The organism is Maribacter aquimarinus, assembly GCF_047345505.1.
Taxonomy (GTDB): Bacteria; Bacteroidota; Bacteroidia; order Flavobacteriales; family Flavobacteriaceae; genus Maribacter.
In genome coordinates this window covers 72,826-94,240 of the sequence record NZ_JBLFEO010000006.1, presented here as the reverse complement: position 1 = coordinate 94,240, position 21,415 = coordinate 72,826, and the positions used below count along the sequence as shown (strand labels likewise).

15 protein-coding genes are annotated in these 21,415 nt (G+C 48.4%); 4 read left to right on the top strand and 11 right to left on the bottom strand.

Going from position 1 to position 21,415, the window contains the following annotated elements:
- Positions 1–1,709: DUF7402 domain-containing protein (locus ACKWCC_RS06230; RefSeq protein ID WP_413995049.1), on the bottom strand; the 1,709-nt coding region annotated here is incomplete at its 3' end.
- Between the two features lie 977 nt (positions 1,710–2,686).
- Here ACKWCC_RS06230 and ACKWCC_RS06225 point away from each other — a divergent pair.
- Positions 2,687–6,373: an efflux RND transporter permease subunit gene (locus ACKWCC_RS06225; protein ID WP_413995048.1), complete on the top strand. Its 3,687-nt coding sequence runs from the start codon at positions 2,687–2,689 to the stop codon at positions 6,371–6,373.
- Position 6,374: 1 nt separating this feature from the next.
- Positions 6,375–8,090, top strand: coding sequence for an efflux RND transporter periplasmic adaptor subunit (locus tag ACKWCC_RS06220; RefSeq protein ID WP_413995047.1), 1,716 nt, complete (start codon positions 6,375–6,377; stop codon positions 8,088–8,090).
- 758 nt (positions 8,091–8,848) lie between these two features.
- Here the strand turns inward: ACKWCC_RS06220 and ACKWCC_RS06215 are convergent.
- From ACKWCC_RS06215 to ACKWCC_RS06200, 4 genes are all read right to left on the bottom strand, one after another.
- Positions 8,849–10,381: a cryptochrome/photolyase family protein gene (locus ACKWCC_RS06215; protein ID WP_413995046.1), complete on the bottom strand. Its 1,533-nt coding sequence runs from the start codon at positions 10,379–10,381 to the stop codon at positions 8,849–8,851.
- 103 nt (positions 10,382–10,484) lie between these two features.
- On the bottom strand, positions 10,485–11,795 hold the full coding sequence (locus ACKWCC_RS06210; RefSeq protein WP_413995045.1) for a DASH family cryptochrome: 1,311 nt from the start codon (positions 11,793–11,795) through the stop codon (positions 10,485–10,487).
- A 129-nt stretch (positions 11,796–11,924) separates the two neighbouring features.
- On the bottom strand, positions 11,925–12,077 hold the full coding sequence (locus ACKWCC_RS06205) for a DUF2256 domain-containing protein (protein ID WP_413995044.1): 153 nt from the start codon (positions 12,075–12,077) through the stop codon (positions 11,925–11,927).
- The gene (locus tag ACKWCC_RS06200; protein WP_413995043.1) at positions 12,078–12,713 is read right to left on the bottom strand and encodes a flavin reductase family protein; all 636 of its coding nucleotides are present in this window, start codon (positions 12,711–12,713) and stop codon (positions 12,078–12,080) included. It lies immediately after the preceding gene.
- 154 nt (positions 12,714–12,867) lie between these two features.
- Here ACKWCC_RS06200 and ACKWCC_RS06195 point away from each other — a divergent pair, with 154 nt between their 5' ends.
- Complete coding sequence (locus tag ACKWCC_RS06195) at positions 12,868–14,214, top strand: FAD-dependent oxidoreductase (RefSeq protein ID WP_413995042.1); 1,347 nt, start codon at positions 12,868–12,870, stop codon at positions 14,212–14,214.
- On the opposite strand, the gene ACKWCC_RS06190 is transcribed toward ACKWCC_RS06195, so the two are convergent.
- The 4 genes from ACKWCC_RS06190 to ACKWCC_RS06175 form a co-directional block, all read right to left on the bottom strand.
- The gene (locus ACKWCC_RS06190; protein WP_413995041.1) at positions 14,209–14,553 is read right to left on the bottom strand and encodes a DUF2834 domain-containing protein; all 345 of its coding nucleotides are present in this window, start codon (positions 14,551–14,553) and stop codon (positions 14,209–14,211) included. The two genes, ACKWCC_RS06195 and ACKWCC_RS06190, sit on opposite strands and share 6 nt — an antisense overlap.
- Positions 14,543–14,935, bottom strand: a complete 393-nt coding sequence (locus ACKWCC_RS06185; RefSeq protein WP_413995040.1) for a DUF4174 domain-containing protein — start codon at positions 14,933–14,935, stop codon at positions 14,543–14,545. The genes ACKWCC_RS06190 and ACKWCC_RS06185 overlap by 11 nt, the downstream gene beginning before the upstream one ends.
- A gap of 303 nt (positions 14,936–15,238) precedes the next feature.
- Positions 15,239–16,018, bottom strand: coding sequence for a zinc ribbon domain-containing protein (locus ACKWCC_RS06180; RefSeq protein WP_413995039.1), 780 nt, complete (start codon positions 16,016–16,018; stop codon positions 15,239–15,241).
- Positions 16,019–16,020: 2 nt separating this feature from the next.
- A complete protein-coding gene (locus ACKWCC_RS06175; RefSeq protein WP_413995038.1) occupies positions 16,021–17,115 on the bottom strand; it encodes a Nif3-like dinuclear metal center hexameric protein in 1,095 nt (364 codons plus the stop codon).
- 50 nt (positions 17,116–17,165) lie between these two features.
- On the opposite strand from ACKWCC_RS06175, the gene lpxK reads away from it, so the two are divergent.
- Positions 17,166–18,164: a tetraacyldisaccharide 4'-kinase gene (lpxK, locus tag ACKWCC_RS06170; RefSeq protein ID WP_413995037.1), complete on the top strand. Its 999-nt coding sequence runs from the start codon at positions 17,166–17,168 to the stop codon at positions 18,162–18,164.
- Here lpxK and ACKWCC_RS06165 read toward each other — a convergent pair.
- Together ACKWCC_RS06165 and gap are read right to left on the bottom strand one after the other, a co-directional pair.
- The gene (locus tag ACKWCC_RS06165; RefSeq protein ID WP_413995036.1) at positions 18,153–20,363 is read right to left on the bottom strand and encodes an ATP-binding protein; all 2,211 of its coding nucleotides are present in this window, start codon (positions 20,361–20,363) and stop codon (positions 18,153–18,155) included. The genes lpxK and ACKWCC_RS06165 overlap by 12 nt on opposite strands.
- Before the next feature lie 2 nt (positions 20,364–20,365).
- Positions 20,366–21,376, bottom strand: a complete 1,011-nt coding sequence (gene gap, locus ACKWCC_RS06160) for a type I glyceraldehyde-3-phosphate dehydrogenase (RefSeq protein WP_413995035.1) — start codon at positions 21,374–21,376, stop codon at positions 20,366–20,368.
- Positions 21,377–21,415: the final 39 nt, after the last annotated feature.

The following is a 21,415-nucleotide window of genomic DNA, read 5'->3' as shown; positions in this document are numbered from 1 at the left end:
CCACCGTCATCCGTATATTCGCCATAGACCTCGAACTCCGATAGTCCCACGTTTGCGCCGGCACCGTTGGTAATGTCCAGTTCTACCCAGGTAACGGTCTTTTCTGGGAACTCTATGAGCCTAGCTGCCCCATTGTTGTCAAGTGCGTCCACGTTTATGGTGCTTCCGTCGCTGAACCTCAGTATGGCCCCGTTTATTTGATCCACGGTGTTTGCCCTATCGAAGAGTACGATCTGGGCAGTGGTCAAGGTTCTGTTCCAGGTAAGCCTTATGGATGGGTTCTCCTCGCCGAGACTGGCCCATTCGTTGCCGTCTATCTGTCCGGTGACCCCGTCCACGGCGCCTTGACCCGGGTAGGCATCGGAGAACACTGAAGACACCGTGATGCTCTCTGCCTCTGGCGCCAGGTTGGTGCCGGAAACCGCCGGCGGTGGCGGTGGTGGTGTGACCGTGCCATTGTTGCCGACCAAAACGGTTTCGGCGATACTTGGAACTCCGTTGGCGTTCAATGCAAAAAGCATATAATACCCGGGCGTTATTATATTGGCATTTGGTACATTTAAGATATACTGGTTGCCGTTTTTTGTAAAACTGACCGGCACCCTGCGTTGCTCGTTATTGGTACTGTGCGTTGCCGAGGACATTCGTATAAAAGAAAATTCAGTAATGTCATCGGAACCGTTCACCGTGAATTGTTGACTTACACCTGCTGTCGCAGGAGCATTTAGTGTAGGGCGTTGTGCTAGGTTGCCGCTGCCATCATAGAGATATGGAGGGCTGTATATTTCCGCATCAAGATGGTTTTGATTTCCACCCCCGAAGAAAAGACCACCCCCACCAACGAAGACCCGACCATCTGTCATAAGAATGGACACACTATGGTATGTTCTCGGAATTTGCATCCCTGCCACGGTTCTCCAGCGGTTGGTCTGCGGGTTCCAGATTTCCGCTTCGAAACGGGCCCCAGCATCGGTAAAAATACTGGAAGTACTTAAACCTCCGGTAACCACTACCTCTCCGTTAGGTAGGACTACGCTGTTATGATAGGATCTGGATAATTGTAAGTTGTTGGCCGTAGGGCTTACAGTTACGTTGTTCTCGTTGTTGATATCGATTACGAAAGAGTTGTCCTTTGCGGGAAAGCCCTGCTGATAATTCAAAGCACCTCCTACCTTTAGGATTTTACCTATATCGTACATGATCGTGGTACCTGTAATGGAATAGGTATCATTCGCTCTTTTCCCGGCAAAGGTGGACGAACCATTTCCATTAAGATCAAACCAATGCATGTCTTCGCTTGGTCCGGCATGGAACACCTTCCCATTGGGACCTACCCATAACCATGCGTGGTCTGCAGGCCTTACAGGACGTCCTTGTAAATCATTTTGGTTAAAAAGCACCGATTCCGGTATTCCGGGTAGATTTCTCCAGCCTTGACCTTCAGTCCAAATTTCGGCATCTTTGGCAGAGGGCCCTCCGCTCCATTGTCCGCCAATGGTGAAGGCTCTACCATCCGGCAAGGTTACATTTCCCTGATACCCCCTGGCAACGTTCATATCGTCCGAGGTTTCCCATCTATTGGTCTGTACGTTGTAAATGGTGGTCTTTGGAGCGGAACCTCCACCGGCCACCAAAAGATTTCCGTTGGGCAGGTTATTGATGCCCGGACAGAACATGTTGTGGTTGTTGTCAGATATCTGTGTTCCCAACGCCCTGCCATTTAGACCTTGGGCGGGGTCAAATATTTCTGTAAACGTTGCTCCGTCGTTTTGGTCAAAACCGGACTCTCTAAACCTTGACGACCAGGTAAGCAGACGGCCGTCCGGTAAATTTGCCACTGCCACAGGTACAAGTCCGAATGGAATTGGTTCACTCCACTCGCCCACTTGGCTCGGGTTTTGTGCCAAAATGCTTCCCCAAAACAGGAGTAAGCTGAGCGAAAAAAGTTTGGTCATTGGGTATTTTTTTATCATTTGTGATATTTTTTGAGTGTGCGAAAAGTATTTGTTTACCTTATAAATTGAACAAAAAACCCGTTATAAGTACGGTTTTAAGGGTCGAAATATGAGACTCTTACCCTAGGTCACAAAACTAACATCCTGGATTAAGGAAAGGACTCACCTTTTGTTTGTAAGACACCTTTTGCACTGTGTAAGACTATTACTTCCAGTTGGTTAAGGCATAAGGTAGATGCGCTCCTTGTTGGTGTTTAGAACTTCCGTTGAGTGTTGCTTGACCGTTTACATAGTTGTGGTGCGAGGTTTGTTTTGAAAACCGGGGTTGGTCGCATTGACCAATCAGGAGCAGTACAATCTTAGCACGCTTTGTTCTTACATTTCCCCAGGGCCTGGACATCTGTATTTTACCCACTTGGATGTGGTTGGGCCAGGTTTATAGAATTCAAGGTTTAGATGGTGCGGTTCCACAATAATTGAAAATAGAAAGATACGGCCGCCCGGGTCAATGTTGTGCAGGGTTGCCAGCTATGGGCAACCCTAGAATTCATTTTTCCAAAATGGGGAGGATACGCCAATGCACGGCCTGTTCACCAAGTTCCATAGTTATATGTTTGGTGTTGGAAATGGACGTTGTTCAATGCTAAAAGCTGATGTAAATAGTTGTGTATGAATGCAATTATTTTACTGTTTGTATGTTAGTACTGGGCGAGCCAAGGCTAAAAATAGCTATGCGAATTATTAGTTTGATCATAAAGTATAAGATCGTAGCGGTACTCCTGGTATTTGTGTTGCTTTTTGTTGGTTTTATAACCAGCCCGTTTCACAGTTCAAATGATTTGTTTTCGGACATGAAGGTTTCTGTGGATGTGATCCCGAATCTTGGTGAAAACCAGCAAATTGTATTTACGGAATGGCAAGGGCAATCCCCACAGAACATTGAGGACCAAATCACGTATCCCTTAACAACGTATTTGTTGGGATTGCCCCAAGTGAAGACCGTTAGGAGCAGTTCTATGTTCGGGGTCTCCAGTATTTACGTGATATTTAAGGATGGGACCGATTTTTACTGGGCAAGAGCAAGATTATTGGAAAAACTCACGGCCTTGCCAAGGGGCATGTTGCCCTTGGGCGTGCAGCCCAGTCTGGGACCGGATGCCACAGCTTTAGGGCAAGTTTTTTGGTACACCCTTGAAGGGCGGGATTCATTGGGAAGGGTAACCGGCGGTTGGAGCCTACAGGATACAAGGAACATACAGGATTTTTATCTTAAGAATGCCCTGGCATCCACCAATGGTGTGGCAGAAGTGGCCTCCATAGGTGGGTATGTCAGAGAATATCAGATAGATGTAGATCCACAATTAATGCGTAGGTACAAGGTATCGTTGAAAGAGGTGGTAAAAGCGGCCCGGGAAAGTAACTTGGATATTGGTGCTGAAACCATTGAAATTAACAAAATGGAATATTTTGTCCGTGGTCTGGGTCAAATAAGTTCCTTAACGGACCTGGAAGAGGCGGTGGTTAAAGTATCCAATTTTAAGCCGATCAGAATAAAGGATGTGGCCCGTGTAACGATCGGCCCCGCAGACCGGAGAGGTATTCTGGACAAGGGCGGTGCCGAGGTCGTAGGGGGTGTGGTAACGGCCCGTTATGGGGAAAATCCTTTAAAGGTCATCGAAGATTTACGCGATAAAATAGCTGTTGTTGGCAAAGGGCTTCCATCAAAAAAACTCCGCAACGGTAGCACTTCAAAATTAACCATTGTACCCTTTTATGACAGGGGCAATTTAATAGAGGATACCTTGGGGACCCTGGAAACCACCATCACCCTGGAAATCCTTATTTCCATCATTGTGGTGCTCCTCTTGTTAAGAAGTCTCAGGGTTTCCATCATCGTATCTTCTTTAATGCCCTTGGTGGTGGTGTTCACCTTTATCATGATGAAGGTGTTCCGCGTAGATGCCAATATTGTGTCCCTCTCCGGTATTGCCATAGCTATAGGAACCGTGGTGGACATGGGTATTATAATGACAGAAAATATTATAAGACACCTAAAAGTAAAACATCCTGACCAACCCTTGGGCAAGACCATTATTTTGGCCGCTAACGAGGTGTCAGGTGCCATTCTTACGGCCGGGATAACCACCATATTGAGTTTTATACCGGTCTTTATGTTGACCGGTGCAGAAAGAAAATTGTTCTTTCCTTTGGCTTTTACAAAAACCGCCGCATTAACGGGCGCTATCCTGTTGGCGGTTACGGTAGTGCCGGCTATAATGGCCATTTTTCATTACAGGTTCCCCAAAAAAAGGAGGTTATCGCTATTCATCCAAATAATACTTGCTCTTTTTGGAATCGTTGGTGGGTTTCTATTGAGTTCAACCGCATTTCTCGTACTGCCTTTTGCAACGGTGTACCTACTTCACAGTTTTGATGTGCTTACGACGCCAAAAAGAAACGCCATCAATCGTTTTTTGGGCCTGTCCCTGATCACCTTGGTATTGGCCTATTATTGGCAACCCCTAGGCCCTACCAGTCACTTTTTGTTAAATCTGCTCTTTGTTTTATTTCTTTTGGCTTTGGTCCTGGTGCCCTTGTATTTCTTTTTAAGGCACTATACCACCCTCTTATCTTGGGTATTGGAAAATAAGCGAAAAAGTTTGGTGCTTCCCGTGGTGGTGGTGTTCTTGGGGTTTTTGGCCATGTCCAATGTACAAAAGGAATTTATGCCCAAATTAAATGAAGGGGATTTTATTCTAATGCCCACTTCCCTGCCGTATGCCGGGGTGTCTGAAATAACAAATACCCTCAAGCAACTGGACAGGGCAGTGGCCACGTTGCCAGAGGTCGCCTTTTCCGTTGGCAAGGCGGGTAGGGTGAACTCTGCCTTAGATCCGGCCCCGCTCTCCATGTATGAAAATCTTATTGCCATAAAACCGGAATACGCATTGGATGAACAAGGAAACCTAATGAGGTTTAAAACCGATGGCAAGGGGGGCTTTTTAACCGTACAGGGCGATACCGTAGCGCCGGGCTCCGGTGTTGCAACAACAACGCTTGTTCCCAATGGGGACGGTGCTTATTATAGAAATTGGAGAAAACACATCAAGGATAGGCAGGATATTTGGAGCGAAATCACTGCGGTGACAAGGCTGCCCAACATTACAACATCTCCGCAATTACAGCCCATTGAGACAAGATTGGTAATGTTGCAAACGGGTATGCGGTCCAATCTGGGCATTAAGGTCTATGGACAAGATCTACAGGCTATGGAACTTTTTTCATTGGAGCTGGAAAAAACACTCAAGGAAATACCAGGGGTGCTTCCCAATACGGTATTTGCGGAGCGAATTGTTGGTAAACCCTATCTACTTATTGAGCCCAAGCGGAAGAATATTGCCAAATTTGGTCTCTCTGTAAAAGATGTTCAGGAGACCGTAGCCATTGCCGTAGGTGGTAAAACGGTTGCCGAAACCATTGATGGTAGGCAGCGGTATGCCGTTAGAGTCCGGTATCCCAGGGAATTACGCGGGTCTCCCAGTGAAATTGGAGATATTCTGATAGATACCCCGGTAGGAAGTCCTGTGCCCTTGTCCCAATTGGCTGAGGTTTACTACGAAAAAGGACCCCAAAGCATAAAAGGGGAGGATGGCTTTTTAGTGAACTATGTCACCTTTGATAAATTGGACCAACTCTCCGAAGTTGAAATTGTAAATCGTATTGGAAGTACATTACAGAACAAAATAGCCAACAATGAACTAGCTGTTCCCGTAGGAATAAATTATGAGTTTGCGGGCAGTTATAAGGACCACTTGCGGTCAGAGCGGACCTTGAGCTTGGTCATCCCCTTGGTGTTTGCATTGATTTTGATAATTCTTTACATTCAATTTCGTTCTGTAACCACTTCATTTATGGTGTTTTCCGGTACCGCGGTAGCTTTTGCAGGTGGCTTTATCCTGGTATGGCTCTACGGACAGTCCTGGTTTTTTGATATCGGGTTGGGAGAAAACACCTTTAGGGATTTTCTCAACATACGTACCGTTAATTTAAGCGTGGCCGTTTGGATCGGTTTTATAGCACTGTTCGGGATTGCCACCGATGACGGCGTTCTCATGGCGACGTATCTAGATCAAAATTTTAAGAAAGGTACACCTAAGAATGTTCATGAGATTAGGCAAAAGGTAATAGCGGCGGGCAACAAAAGAATAAGGCCTTGTCTTATGACCACGGCCACCACAATTTTGGCACTGTTTCCGGTCTTAATGTCCACCGGAAAGGGTTCGGAGATCATGATCCCCATGGCGGTTCCATGCCTGGGCGGTATGTTAACCGCTTTGGTTACCCTGTTCATAGTGCCGTTGTTGTACAGCTGGAGGATGGAGGCCAAACTGTCCAAATCAATCATAAAAGAAGAGTAGTATGGCAAAGACAATAGTTTTGCGCTTAGGTATGGTATTGGTGGGAATGTTGCTAGGCTATCTGCTTTTCTCCGTTTTAGATGGAGGGGAGGAGTTATATGAAACCAAAAACAACAAAACGGTACAGTACTGGACGTGTTCCATGCATCCCCAAGTACAGCAGGAGGAAAACAATGCCTGTCCCTTGTGCGGGATGGATCTTGTTCTGGGTGCCGAGACCAGTGGCTATCCTTCGGAATTATTCTCCATGAGCAAGGAGGCCAGTGCCATGGCCGGTGTGGAAACGTACACTGTTGGTTCGGAGAAAAAATCGGTGTCGACCTTAAGCCTTTCAGGCGAAATCCGTACCAATGGGAATACGGATGCCGTGCAAACCAGTGTATATGCGGGCAGATTGGATTTTCTTTCCAAAAATATTCCCGGGGAAGTGGTAAGAAAAGGGGAAAGGATAGGAACGGTCTATTCCCCTGAGCTGTATTCCCCTCAAGATAAGTTGGTAACGGCCAAATCCTACAGGGAAACGCATTACGAACTGTACAGGGCCGCCAGAAACACGGATGGACTTTGGAAACTAACGGACGCGGAAGTAGAGGAGCTTTTTAAAAATGATGATCCCAAATTTAGTTTTCCGTTGGTTTCGGACTTTAATGGTATTGTTTTGGAGGTGTATGCGGAAAAGGGAAATTTTTACCAAGAAGGTGCTCCTCTGTATAAAGTTTCAAACCTTAAAACGGTGTGGGCAATGTTGGATGTTTATGAGCATCAATTGCCCTTGATCAAGGTTGGGGACAGCGTAGGCCTTAGCGGGCCAGGAATAAGCAAAAAAGGAATACGGGGCAAAATAGATATCATAACGCCAAGGGTAAAACACAACGAGAGAATTTTGAGCGCCCGTGTGGTCATCAATAACACCGAGGGTCTTCTAAAACCGGGGATGTTCGTTAATGCCCAGGTGCAAACAACCCAAGATAAAATGATCAAGATCCCCAAGACTGCCATCATCTGGACAGGGAAAAGATCATTGGTATATCGCAAGCCCATAGAGGGAGAGGATGTTTTTGAACTTGTGGAAATTGAATTGGGAACAAGTTATGATGATGCATACCAAGTGTTGGAAGGCTTGTCCAAGGGTGATGAAATTGTGTCCCATGGTACTTTTTATATCGATGCCGCAGCACAGCTCCAAGGAAAACCTTCTATGATGAACCATACGTTTCAAGGGGCTGATGATAAAGACATCCTTCCAAGGTCCAATAAGGATATGGAATCCTACGGAGGTAATATGGCCCTTAGTGGTCCTGAGGATGTGAACAAGCCTTTAGGGGAGTTGGTGCAGCATTATTTTCTCTTAAAGGACGCGATGGTTGCAGATAATTATAAGACAGCAATGACCTATGTTGAAGAATTCAACCTGAAATTTACCGCTGTTAAAAAGCAGTCCATATCAAATGGGGAAAGCTTGGATAAGGAATTGACAAAAATGAGCAATAGCACCGATTTAAAATCCCTTAGGTCAAGTTTTAAAGGTTTTAGCAAGGCGCTGATAACCATGCTAAAAGCACAAAATGAATTCCATAGTACCCTTTATGTGCAGTTTTGTCCAATGGCAGATAATAATTCCGGTGCGTTGTGGTTAAGTGCAGAAAAAGAAATAAGGAACCCTTATTTTGGTAAGCAAATGCTTCAGTGCGGTTCAATTAGGAAAATCCTAAAATAGGATGCCTCTATTTTGCGTGAACAAAAAAAATAGAGCAATCCAGCGTTAAGGAAACAAAAATTGCATAAGCTGGACTTAGTTTAAAACTACAGATATGTTGCTTAAGTTTATCGGATTCTAAACCATTGTATTTGCATTGTGTAGGGCTTTAAAACCTTCTTTTCCCTGCTGTTTGGCAGTAATTTTCCCTGTGCAGCAAGCTTTTTGACTAGTCAGTTAATGCCGTTCAAAGCGCAATGGCCCTTTTTTAGGGTGGGTTTTCCCTCCATTGGTATAATGATACCACTTCCCAATTGAAAATTGGCCGCTACATCGTTTCTTTTTACTACCTGCTTCTAAAGAAGTTGTTTAAACTTTTTGCCTTCGCCATACCCCGATGCATCAGGGGCTCTTTTTCGCCCATTATTTGTTGATTTTGAATAGGTTTTCCATTAGCGGATTGGCGTCTTGGATAGCCCAGCGGAAGGTGTTTTTCTCCAAATGAAACGGTGGGACTTAATTGGTTATGCGTTTTTAACACCATTTCCTAAAGCCTGATTTTTCTTTTTAAAAGGCCAATAACACTGTATCATTTCTTTGGCTGATTTTGAAACGGAAAGTGCTGAAACAGTTTAAGAAAGGAATGGTGCTCAAGGCAGTGCAGGTTGAAAATCACCGCTCCCGATGCTTCAAAAGCCATGTATTGTGTGCTCTTTATGGTACCCGTGCATAAGCCTGGGTTGCCCCAAAATTTAAGGTCGAATTTTACGATAATATGTTTAAAACCGATCCGGGTTTTCCATGATGTCTTGGGCTCTTTCTTTAAGCTCTTGGAGTTCAGCTTTATCTTTTTTATGCAGTAAATTCATCATCATCGCCATTCTGTTGTTGTCCTTGAAATGTTCTTTCTTGGCATCCAGAAAGTTCCAATAAAGCGCGTTGAAGGGACAGGCATCCTCACCCACCTTTTGGGTGTGCTTGTAGGCACAGCCACTGCAGTAATTGCCCATCTTGTTAATGTAGTTGGCACTGCTCACATAGGGCTTTGTGGCCACGATGCCGCCATCTGCAAATTGGCTCATGCCCCTGGTATTGGTGATCTCCACCCATTCAATGGCATCGATGTACACGCCAAGGTACCAGGCGTCCACTTGATCGGGATCTACTTGGGTGAGCAGGGCGTAATTGCCAATGACCATGAGCCGTTGTATGTGGTGGGCATAGGCATCTGTAAGGCTTTGGCCAATGGCATGCTTTAAGCAGTTCATTTTGGTGTTGCCGGTCCAGAAGAAGTCGGGTAGGGGATGGTGGTTTTCCAATTTGTTCAGGTGGGCGTATCCCGGCATTTCCTTCCAGTAAATGCCCCGCATGTATTCCCGCCAACCCAATATTTGCCTCACAAAGCCCTCTACCTGTGAAATGGCTATGTGCTCCGTATGCGCATAATAATGCTCCAGCACTTTGTCAATGACCTCTTTTGGGGATAAGATCTTTGAGTTCATGGCAAAGGAGAGGCGACTGTGAAAAAGGTATTTCTGCCGGGTGTGCATGGCGTCTTGGTAATCACCGAAATGCACCAACAGTTCCTGGCAAAAATGGTCCAGGACGGAAAGGCAATCGGCCCGGCTGGTGGGCCAAGAAAATTGATCTTCGTCAATGTGCCCAAAGGTGGTTGCCCCAGCTGTCCTTATCTCTGCCAGCAAGCTTCCCACTTCTTTCTTAAAGCCTTTCTCCTGGGGTATGCCGGGGTTGCCCTTCCATTTTTTTCTGTTGCTCTGGTCGTAGTTCCATTTACCCCCGTCCGGTTGGCCGTTCACCATCATGATGTCATGCTTTTTGCGCATCATCCTGTAAAAGGATTCCATGACCAGCTGCTTTTTCCCTTTAAAGAACTGGGCCAGTTCTTCGCGTTGGGTATAAAAATGCTCGGTGTCCACAGCCGCGGTGGGCACGGGCAATGCTGCGCAAATGGCCTTTAACTGCACATCCAACCGGTACTCGTCCGGTAGCTGGTACTCAAATTTCTCGGCTCCGATGTCCTCTAAGGTCTGGTGTATGAGCTCTTCCAGCTTTTGCGGGTTGCGATCGTTGCCAATGTCCAGGTAGATGAAACGGTGCCCCTTGCCCTCCAGATCATCCTTGAAACTGCGCATGGCCAGAAAAAAGGCGGTCACCTTTTGTATGTGGTGCTTTACGTAATCCGTTTCCTGGCGCATCTCGGCCATGAGGTAAACTGCGTTGTCATCCACCTTGTTGAACCAAGAGTGCTGCTGGTTCAGTTGATCGCCCAAAACAAGTCTAAGTGTCTTCATTTTTTTTTGCTGATGTTGGTCAGGACCCCGGGACGGCATCCTGAAATTCCTTTGGCCTTGGCCACGGGCCGTTTTCGTTTGGTTTTGCCCACGAAGGGAACCCTTAAAAAAGGGTCTCCTGTAGCCACAAACGCTGGTACTTGCCCTGTGGGTCGTACATACCGGCCTGGCGGGCAATGTTGAACTTGCGGTCCCTGGGATCGTTGCCCACGCCGCTGTTGTACATCCAGTTGCCCCAGTTGCTGTGCACGTCATAGTCCAGCAGCACACTTTCAAAGTACGCGGCCCCGTACCTCCAGTCCTGTTGCCATTCCTTGGCCCAAAAACTGGCCACGTTCTGTCTGCCCCGGTTGCTGATCCATCCCGTGGCCGCCAGTTCGCGCATGTTGGCGTTCACGAAAGCTTCTGGTGTGCTGCCATTGATCCATTGTTCCATTTTGTTTTTGGAAAAATGCCATTCATAGTCTTTTTGGAGAATGCCGCCCTGCAAGAAAATGGCGTTGCCGTGCTTTAGGGACACATACTTGAAGAAATCGCGCCAAATGAGCTCAAAGATGAGCCAGTAGGTATCCTGGTTTTTGGTCTCTTCCCTTTCAAAGCGTTTTACTTCCCAGTACACCGTTTTTGGCGATAGGCTTCCGTTGGCCAACCAGGGTGAAAGTTTGGAACTGTAGTCCGTGCCCAAGAGTCCGTTGCGGGTCTTCTTGTAATGGGCCAGCTTTTTTGTTTCCCAGAAGTAGTGGTCCATTCTGGCCCTTGCCGCAGCGGCCCCTCCATGAAACGGAAAGGCCGTTCTGGGGTCTGTCTCAAAGGCTTCCAGGCCCAGGTCTTCCAACCGGGGAATGGGGGTGTTGGGCAACCTATTGTCTTTTGGCATGGGCTGCGGTACGGTGGCCTCTGCACGCACCCGGCTGTATTTTTCGCATTTTTTCCTGAAGGCGGTGAATACCTTGGGCAGGGCCTCAAAACCGGAAAAGGGAAGGTCTTCCGGGTGAAAGAGAAACTGGTCGTAATGTGTTTTAAAGCTGATGCCGCCCCCCAGCGTTGCCTTCACTGCCTCCGTGACTTCCTTCTCCTCCCGGGTCCACTCTTCCTGGGCATAAATACGCTGGATGCCATGTGCCTTGACCAGTTCCGGGATCACATGTTCAGGTCGGTCAACATGGACCAGGAGGGTAATGTTCAGTTGCGCTAGCTCATTGCGCAGGGCGGTCACGGTCTCGATGAGGAACTGTGCCCTGAACTTTTCGGTCTTTTTGAACCCATAGGGCGAAACATCGTAGTGCCGCGGATCAAAACAATAAACGGCAATGGCCCTGTTGTCCTTACAGGCGGCGGTTACGGAGCTGTTGTCCAGCACCCTTAAATCACCTCGGAACCAGATTAACGCGTTGGCCTTGTTGTCTTCTTCCATTTCCTTTTCATTTGATTATCTCATTCTACATCTTCCCTTTCTCCTTTGCCTTGCTGTACTTTCGGTCCCAAAACTTGGACAGATGGTAGGGTAAGGGCCCTCTTTGCTTTATGCGGGACCGCCCCGCGCTCAAGGAACGGCTGTCTTTCCCTTGTTTCTACGGCAGCGTTGGCCACAGTAGATGATCTGCTCCCAATTCTTCTCCCATTTTTTGCGCCAAGCAAAGGGCCGTTGGCAAACGGGGCAGGTCTTGGTGGGCAAATGTGGTTTTTTGTGTGCCATCTAAAGAATGGACTTGGGCGCTTCGTCCGGACGGGGATAGGAAAAACGGTCCACGATCTTGGGCAGCGCGTAGGCATCCACCCCCACGGCCGAAACCGTGTCCGTGGCATCCAATTGCACCCAGCCGTCTTGGTGCACCATCCCATCTTCCAAGTAGATGTGCTCAATGGCCCCGATGATCAGCAAGCAACCGTTTTCGGCAATCTTGTACTCGTTCTTGTAGCTGCAGCCTATCTTAATGTGGCTTTCCTTTACATAGGGAGCGGCAAACCCGTCTAAATACGCCTCGGTAAAGCCCGATTTTGAAAATTCGGAAACCCCTTCATCATACTTCGCCGCCGTGGCGTGGGCCCCTTTGATCATGGGGGCATTGACCTGGTTTACAGTGAAATGGCCCGTTTCCTTGAAGTTGTTGTAGGTGTCCCGCCGCACAGTAAGGGGCCTTAGCACAAAGCCCAGCATGGCCGGGTTGCTGCCAATGTGCACCACGGAGTTGAATACGGCCAGGTTGCTGGTTCCATGGGCCGATTGGGTGGCCAGTAAATTACAGGATTTGTAACCGGTGCAGCTATTGATCATATTGGCCCGGTAGCGGGAGTTCAACAGCCCAAGGTCTTCTTTGGTATAATGCAGCATATCCTTATTTTTGTTTTACGAAAATATAAATATCTTAAACAAGAATACGGTTAAACCTTTCATAAATTTGGAAAAATTGTGATTTTTGGGGCCAGCCCACGGCATCTCGGCCCAAAGCCTTATTTTTGGCGCTAACCCTTGCGTAACGCACACTATGCAAACATCTAAGAACATTGCCATCATTGGCTCGGGTTTGGTGGGTTCCCTTTTGGCCATTTATTTAAAGCGGGGCGGCCACAAGGTCACCGTTTTTGATCGGAGGCCCGATATCCGCAACATAAAATTCTCGGGCCGCAGCATCAACCTGGCCATGAGCAACCGCGGTTGGCAGGCGCTGCGAAAAGTGGACCTGGAGGATGACATAAAAAAACTGGCCATTCCGTTGGACAAAAGGGCCATGCACGTGGTGGACCAGGAACAATACTATCAAAAATACGGGAAGCAGGGAGAGGCCATCTGGTCCATTTCCCGAGGTTTGCTCAACAAACGGATGATCGATCTGGCCGAGGGTGCCGGTGCCCAGTTTCGCTTCAATGAAAAGGTCTGGGACATTGACCTTCCGGAGGCAACCTTCTATACCGGTGCTTCGGAAAAGGGCGAATGGAGGGCGCACGCCTACGATATGGTGTTTGGCTGCGACGGTGCCTTTTCCCGGGTAAGACATAAAATGCAGCGGCGGAGCCGTTTTGATTATTCCCAGGATTTCATTGATGTGGGCTACAAGGAGCTCACCATACCCGCAAACCCGGATGGCAGCCATAAACTGGACAAGCACTCGTTCCATATCTGGCCACGGGGGAAGTTCATGCTCATAGCCATGCCCAATTTGGACGGTAGCTTTACCTGTACCCTGTTCATGCCCTTTGAAGGGGAGGTGTCTTTTGAAAAATTGACCACGGAGCAGGAGGCAAAGGTCTTTTTTGCCACCTATTTTCCGGATGTGCAGGACAATATAGAGAACCTAATGGGCGATTTTTTCAACAATCCCACCAGTGCCATGGTCACCATGAAATGCTACCCGTGGACCTATTGGGACAAGGTGGCATTGGTGGGAGACGCTGCCCACGCCGTGGTTCCCTTTTATGGACAGGGCATGAACGCCGGCTTTGAGGATATTTTTGTGCTGCAACAGCTCATAGAGGATCATGGGGACGATTGGGAGACCATTTTTTCGCGCTATCAAGAAGCCCGTAAGCCCAACGCCGATGCCATAGCGGAACTGAGCTATCGCAATTTTATGGAGATGAGCAGCAAAACCGCAGATACCGATTTCCTGCTCCAAAAGAAGATAGAACGGCATTTTGCCACCAAGCACCCGGACAAATGGATTCCCGCCTATAGCCGGGTCACTTTTTCGGAACGGCCCTATGCAGAGGCCTTGGCTTTGGGAGATGTCCAAGAGGGCATTATGGCAGAGGTCATGAAAATGCCCAATATTGACCAAATCTGGGACAGCGAGACCGTGGAAACAAAAATACTGGGCCTTTTGGAAACCTCATAAGGGATGGCGGCGCAATTGTCTTTCCCTGAAATACAGAAACAAGGGAACGCTAAAGGCCAGGGCCACAAAAAATGTCAAGGGTATAAAAATCCACCAATGCCTTAGTTTTATGCGCCTGCTTTCCCGCACCATAAAGAACAGGAAGGCCATGGCCACCACACTGATGTCTGCCGCAATGGACTTTGCCGGGATCGTGGTCACCACCTCCGCGATGAAGTGGGTTATGGAAGTGTCCCCGCCCGTTAGGTAGAACTGGGCATTAAAGTACCAGGTGCCGGCCAAACCGATAATGGCCAGGAAGAGATAGACCATCTCGGTTGTTCTCGTTTTAGGGCTCATCTTGCTTGTTTTTGTTCATTTCTGCCCTGCGCATGGGCATGGCATCGATCAGGTTAAAAATATCCTTGGGCCTTACGGGAAAGGGTCTTTCCATTTTTTTTGTCCCGTCCTTGCCAATGAGCACCACACCATCTTTGTAGCGTTCCGGTCTGCCCACGCCATCCAAGGGTTCCGGTTCCTCGCTTTCCCCATCAACGCCCAGAAAAAAGGAGCCCTCATCGGTAAGGACGTACACCACCAGGTCCCTTTTTCGCAGTTCTTTTTGTTCTTTTTGCAGGGCACGCCATTGGGCGCGCAGCGCGGCATCTTCGAGCCCATTCGATATCAGCAACAAAATCCGTTCCTTCCATAGATGTTTGCCCAGGTCCTGCGCGTTTGCCATACACCCCAGTAACAGTACTGCCCACCCCCATTTTTTCATATCACTCAGTATTATGGAACCCAGATGATGCCTTAAAAATTCCATTTCGCCCGCAAATCCTTGCCAAACCCATCGGTGTGCAAATCTTCTCCCCATCGCCTTGGCCATGGCGTTCTTCCATCGTCCAAGTCTTGGGCTTAGGGGAGGTTGCGCCCTCCTTACAAAGGACCAACACATGATCGGGGCAGAAGCTGCAATTAAAATAGTACAAAAAAGAAAGCCACCCCTGTTTAAGGATGGCTTTTTTTTATGATCTGTGGTGGGTTAGAGCTTGGCAAATAGTTTTTGCATCTTTTCCTGCTCTTCTTCCGCCAATACGGGATCTACCAAGATACGACCGCTGTGCTCGTCCGTGATGATTTTTTTTCTGGAGGCGATCTCCACCTGTACCTGTGGTGGTATGGTGAAGAAGGAACCCCCGGAGGCGCCCCTCTCAATGGGTACCACGGCCAAACCGTTTTTCACGTTTCTGCGGATACGGGCATAGGCATTCACCAAGCGCTCCTCTATCTTTTCCTGGTATTTCTCAGATTCTTCCAAGAGGGCCCTTTCCTCCTTTTCCGTTTCCGCAAGAATGGCGTTCAGCTCGTTCTTCTTGTGTTTTAGGTGGGCTTCCCTTTCTGCCAATTTATCCTTGGTCTCGGCAATGACCGCTTTTTTCTGTTCTATTTGGGCTTTGAATTCCTTGATGTTCTTATCTGCCAATTGAATCTCCAGTTCCTGGAATTCCAATTCTTTGCTAATGGAGTTGAATTCCCTGCTGTTGCGAACGTTTTTCTGCTGTTCGCCGTATTTTTTAATCAGGGCCTTGGCCTCTTCGATCAAGTTCTTTTTGGCACCGATTTCAAAGTTGATGTTGTCCAGGTCGGTCTTCAGTTTGTCCATCCTTGTTTTGAGCCCCAAGACCTCGTCTTCCAGATCTTCTACCTCCAAGGGAAGCTCACCGCGAACGTTCCTTATCTCATCTACCCTTGAATCTATCAATTGTAGGTCGTACAAGGCCCTTAACTTAGCTTCAACCGAAGACTCTTCTTTTTTTGCCATATTTAAAAATACTTGATGGGATTTGTTTTCGTTTCCGATAAATGGATTGCAAAATTAGGGATTTTTTTCTTAAGATAATCAACTAAAAGATTTTTTGTAAACTGCTCAGTTTCAAAGTGTCCTATATCTGCAATGAGCAATTGATCTTCTGCTTGGAGGAATTCATGGTATTTGATATCGGCGGTGACCAAGACATCTGCCCCCGCCATTTTGGCAGCGTGGATGGCAAAGGCGCCACTGCCGCCCAGCACGGCTATTTTTTGCACCGTTTTGTACGGCACAACGGTGTGCCTCACCACTTTTGCCCGCATCCTATCTTTCAAGAGGCTCAAAAATTCCGTGACCGGCATGGGGTGCTCCAGATCACCCACCATTCCCAAACCCTTAAAGGGATGGCGGTTTTCCAGGTGTACGATCTCATGGGCCACCACCTCGTACGGATGGCTTTTTAGCAAAGCTTGGATGAGTTTGTTTTCGAGTTGTTTTTCAAAGGTCAGGGAAAGCTGCACCTCTTCTTCCAGATGGCGCTTTCCCTTTGTTCCAAGAACCGGTTGCGCCTGTTCATTGGGCTTAAAGCTACCGGTGCCCTGAACCGTGAAACTGCATTCGCTGTAATGGCCCAAGTTTCCGCCGCCCGCCTCAAATAAGGCCTGCTGTACTTTTGCCATGTCCTTTTTGGGCACGTAGGTGGTCAATTTTGCCAAATGGTCTTTTTTGGGGATTAAAATGGAAGTGTCCCCAAGGCCTAGTACCTCGCAGATCTTTGCATTTACGCCCTCCAAGCTGTTGTCCAGGGCGGTGTGTGTGGCATAGATGCAGATGTTGTGCCGTATGGCCTTGAGCACCGTGCGTTCCACATAGTTCTTGCCCGTTATTTTTTTTAGCCCCCCAAAGATGATGGGGTGAAAGCTCACAATGAGGTTGCACCCTTTGTCAATGGCCTCGTCCACCACGGCTTCCAAAGTGTCAAGGGTAACCAGGACCCCACTGACCTGGGTATGGGGTTCGCCCACCAGGAGGCCCACATTGTCAAAATCCTCCGCATCTGCCAAAGGGGCCAATTTCTCTATGGTTTTGGTCAATTCGCTTACCGTCATTTTTTCTGTCTTTACACATTTCAAAGATAAATTATTATAATTTCGCCCGTATGGGGCCAATGAGAAAATTGCTGTTTCCGGTTTCCCTGGTGTACGCGCTGGTGGTGCGCATCAGGAACCTGTTGTACGATGTGGGGCTTTTTCGATCCACATCTTTTGAGGTGCCCACCCTCTGTGTGGGCAATCTAAGCGTTGGTGGCACCGGAAAAACGCCCATGGTGGAGCTGTTGTTGCGGGAGTTGGGCAAAGAGCGGAAATTGGCGGTGCTGAGCCGTGGCTACAAAAGGCGCTCAAAGGGATTTTTCCTGGCCGGTACGGATGCCACCGTGGCCCAGCTGGGGGATGAGCCCTACCAACTAAAGAACAAGTTCCCCGGGGTACAGGTGGCCGTGGATGCCGATCGCCGCAACGGCATTCTCCGGTTGGGGCAGACCGTGGCCCCGGATCTCATTATTTTGGACGATGCCTTCCAGCACCGCAGGGTAAGGCCCAGTTTTTCCATCTTGCTCACCACGCATGATTCCCTTTATGTGGATGATTGGTACTTGCCCACGGGAGACCTCAGGGACAGTAAGCGTGCCGCCGATCGGGCCGATGTCATTGTGGTGACCAAATGCCCCGAGGACCTCGGTGAGCGTGCCGCAAAGGCCATAAGGGAAAAGTTGCGGCCCAAGCCGCACCAGACCGTGCTCTTTGCCAAGTTGGCCTATGGCACCGATTTTTGGGGCGCCCACGGCCCGGTGGGCAAGGAAACGGTGGCCAAGGGCCGTTTTACCCTGGTAACGGGCATTGCCAAGCCCGCGCCCTTGGTCCGGTATTTGCGTGGACAAGGCCATGATTTTGAGCATTTGGCCTATCCGGACCATCATTTTTTTACCGAAAAACAATTGGATGTGCTACGGTCCAAGCCGCTTGTGGTGACCACGGAAAAAGACTTTATGCGTTTGGGGAAACAGGTGCCCCATGCCATATACCTCCCCGTGGAACACGCTTTTTTGTGGAATGGAAGGAAGGCGCTGTTGGATAAACTGGCGACATCAGGAATTTGAAGTGCTGGCCCTGTCCAATATGTTTTCCCCAATCTTTTGGTAAAAGACCTCTGGTTTAAAGGGTTTGGTTACCACGTCATCGCAGCCCGCAGCGTAGAAGCTCTCCAAACTATCGTCCAAAGAAATGGCGGTGAGGGCAATGATCGGTGTGGTTTGGTCAAACTTACGTATCTGTATGGTGGCTTCCTCCCCGCTTATGCCCGGCATATGGATGTCCATGAGAATGCCGTCGTAGTTGTTCTCCCGGGCCAAGGAGACGGCTTCCTCACCATTGTTGGCAATATCGCTGGTAATGTCTTTTTTGCCCAGCATTTTTTTGGTGATCACCTGGTTGATCTTGTTGTCTTCCACGATCAACAGGTGCAGCCCTTTAAAATTGTAGCTGCGGTGGGCCATCTCAAACGGGATGTCGTCAATAAGGTCATTGACGCTCTTCATATCGATCTCAAAGAAAAAGGAACTGCCTTGGCCCAGCTTGCTGTAGAGGTTTATCTCGGTGTCAAAGAGGCCCAAAAGGCTCTTTACAATGGTAAGGCCCAGACCAGTGCCGCCGTATTCCCGGTTGATCTGTACCGAACCTTGCTCAAAACCGTCAAATATTTTTTGTTGTTTTTCCTCCGAAATGCCAATGCCGTTGTCCTTTACCTCAAAATAAAGGGATACATCTTCCCCTTCCTTTTTAAGCATTTTGGCAATGAGACGCACCTCGCCATCCTTGGTGAACTTAATGGCGTTGCCAATGAGGTTCATAAAGATTTGGGATAGTTTCAAGGGGTCGCTCAGCAAATGCCCGGGAATGTCCTCGTCAAAATCCAAAATGATCTTGGTGTTGTTTGCCTTGGCACTTTGGTGCAGGGAATCTATGACCTCGTTCAGCACTTTTCTCAAGTTGAACTGCATGTTCAAGGGCTCCAATTTCTTGGCGTCTATTTTATTGATGTGCAAAATGTCGTTGATGAAATTCAGCAGGTATTCCCCAGAAAATTTCAATGCCTTAAGATGTTCTTTTTGGTGTTCTTGCGGATTTTCTTCCAACAGCAGGTGCGTAAGCCCGGTTACCGCGTAGAGGGGCGTGCGCAGTTCATGGCTCACTGTGGACAGAAAATTGGTCTTGGCCTCCATGGCCTGTACGGCCCCGTCCCGGGCCAATTGCAGTTCACTGTTCTTTGTCTTGAGCAGATCGTTGGTCTTAACCTTGATCTGGTTGTTGCGGTAGAGGCTCACCGCCAACAGGGAAATGATGATCAGGAATGCCGAGATGAGCATGGTGGTGATCTCCGATCTACTTTGGCTTTCGGTAAGCTGCTGTATGGTCTTTTCCTGCTTTAATATCTCTTGGGTCTTTAGGTTGTCCCTTATCTTATCTGCGGTCTGTTCTTCTGTCTTTGCTTTTTCCAGGTTGAACACGGAATCCTTTAGGCCAAGCAGGTTCTTGTTGTTTTCCAAGGCCTTGTTGTAGAGCCCCACTTTTTCATAGGCCATGGTCAAAAGGGCGTTGGCATCTTTGGCCTCCTCGAAGAAATCGTTCTCCTTGGCCATGGCCAAAGCGCTCTCACCGTTCTTTATGCTCTGTTCATAGTCCTGGGTCCTGTAGTAGAGTTCTGCCAGTCCCAGATGGGCCCGGGTGCTGAGCGATTTGCTCTCAAAGACATCCGTGTTCACCACCAGGGAGTTGAAATTCTTGGTGGCGCTGTCAAATTTTTCCAGGCTCAGGTACACATTGGCCTCTGCCAACAGGATATTGTTAAAAAAGTTACGGTCATTGTTCAGCTTCTTGGCCTCGCCCAACATAAAAAGGGCTTGGTAATCTTGTTGGCCGCGATGCAGCAGCACGGCTTCGATGTAGGTGTGTATGGCGTCGCCATAGGGGTACGCTGTCTGTTCCAAAAGAACACTGGCCCGGTCCCAAAAGAACTGGGTGTCCTTCTCCCGATCTAAACGAAGGTAGAGCAGGGCAATTTCATGATAGGCATCTATCAGGGCCTTCTCGTCCTCGAAGCGTTCTGCGGTCTCCACGGCCTTTTCAAGATGGTCCATGGCCCGATCTACATTGCCTTGGTTTCTGAGTTTTCGCGCTTCGTTGAACAGGGAGTTTACATCATTGGGCAGCGGTGCATTTTGGGCAATAACAGGTTTTACCGTTGCCAACAGGACCAACAACGGCAGTAGCCTTACCCAAAGTTTACATAATGCTGTCAAATCTAAATATAGGCTTTGCTGTTCAAGTAGGCTATGAGGTCCATGATTCGGCTGCTGTAGCCGGTCTCATTGTCGTACCATCCTATGATTTTCACCATTTTACCGATTACGGAGGTCATCTGGCTATCAAACGTACAAGAATACAAACTATTGTTTATATCAATGGATACTATGGGGTCCTCGGTGTAAAAAAGGATGTTTTTCAGTGCAGTTTTGGATGCTTTATGAAAGGCGGCGTTCACTTCTTCAATGGAGGTCCCTTGTTTTACGTTGAAGGTAATGTCCGTTAAGGATCCGTTGGGCACGGGCACCCGTATCCCGCAGCCGCCGATCACATTGGCCAGTTCGGGAAAGATCTTTGTTAGGGCCTTTGCCGCCCCGGTGGTGGTGGGCACAATGGATTGGGCCGCTGCCCTTGCCCGTCTAAGGTCGCGGTGGGGCCTGTCATGCAGGCTCTGATCGGAGGTGTAGGAGTGTACCGTGGTAATATAGGCCTGTTCAATGCCACAGTGCTCTTGCATCGTTTTGATCATGGGTGCGGCATTGTTGGTGGTGCAGGAAGCATTGGATATAATGGTGTCTCCTGCGTTAAGAATGTGCTCGTTAACGCCCATGACCACCATTTTTGTGCTGTTGTGAAGGGGTGGTGCGGAAAGGATCACTTTTTTGGCGCCGTTCTTTATATGGTGTTCCAAGGTGCGGCGGGTCTTGAATTTTCCGGAACTCTCGATCACAACATCCACTGAGTGGGATTTCCAATCCATGTCCTTGGGCTGGGCGTGGTTGGTTAAATGAACTTCCCTTCCGTTAACGATCAGGGCATTGGGCCGGTGGTTAACCGGGGTGTCCAGAACGCCGTGGATACTGTCGTACTTTAATAGGTGTGCCAAGGTCTCGGCGTTGGCCAAGTCATTGATGGCCACCACTTCCATGTCCTCTCGGTGCTGTAGGAGCCTAAAAAGGGTGCGGCCTATCCTGCCAAACCCGTTGATGCCCAATTTTATTGTTTTCACGAAGATGGTGGCGGCAATGCACTGCCTTTTTTATATGGT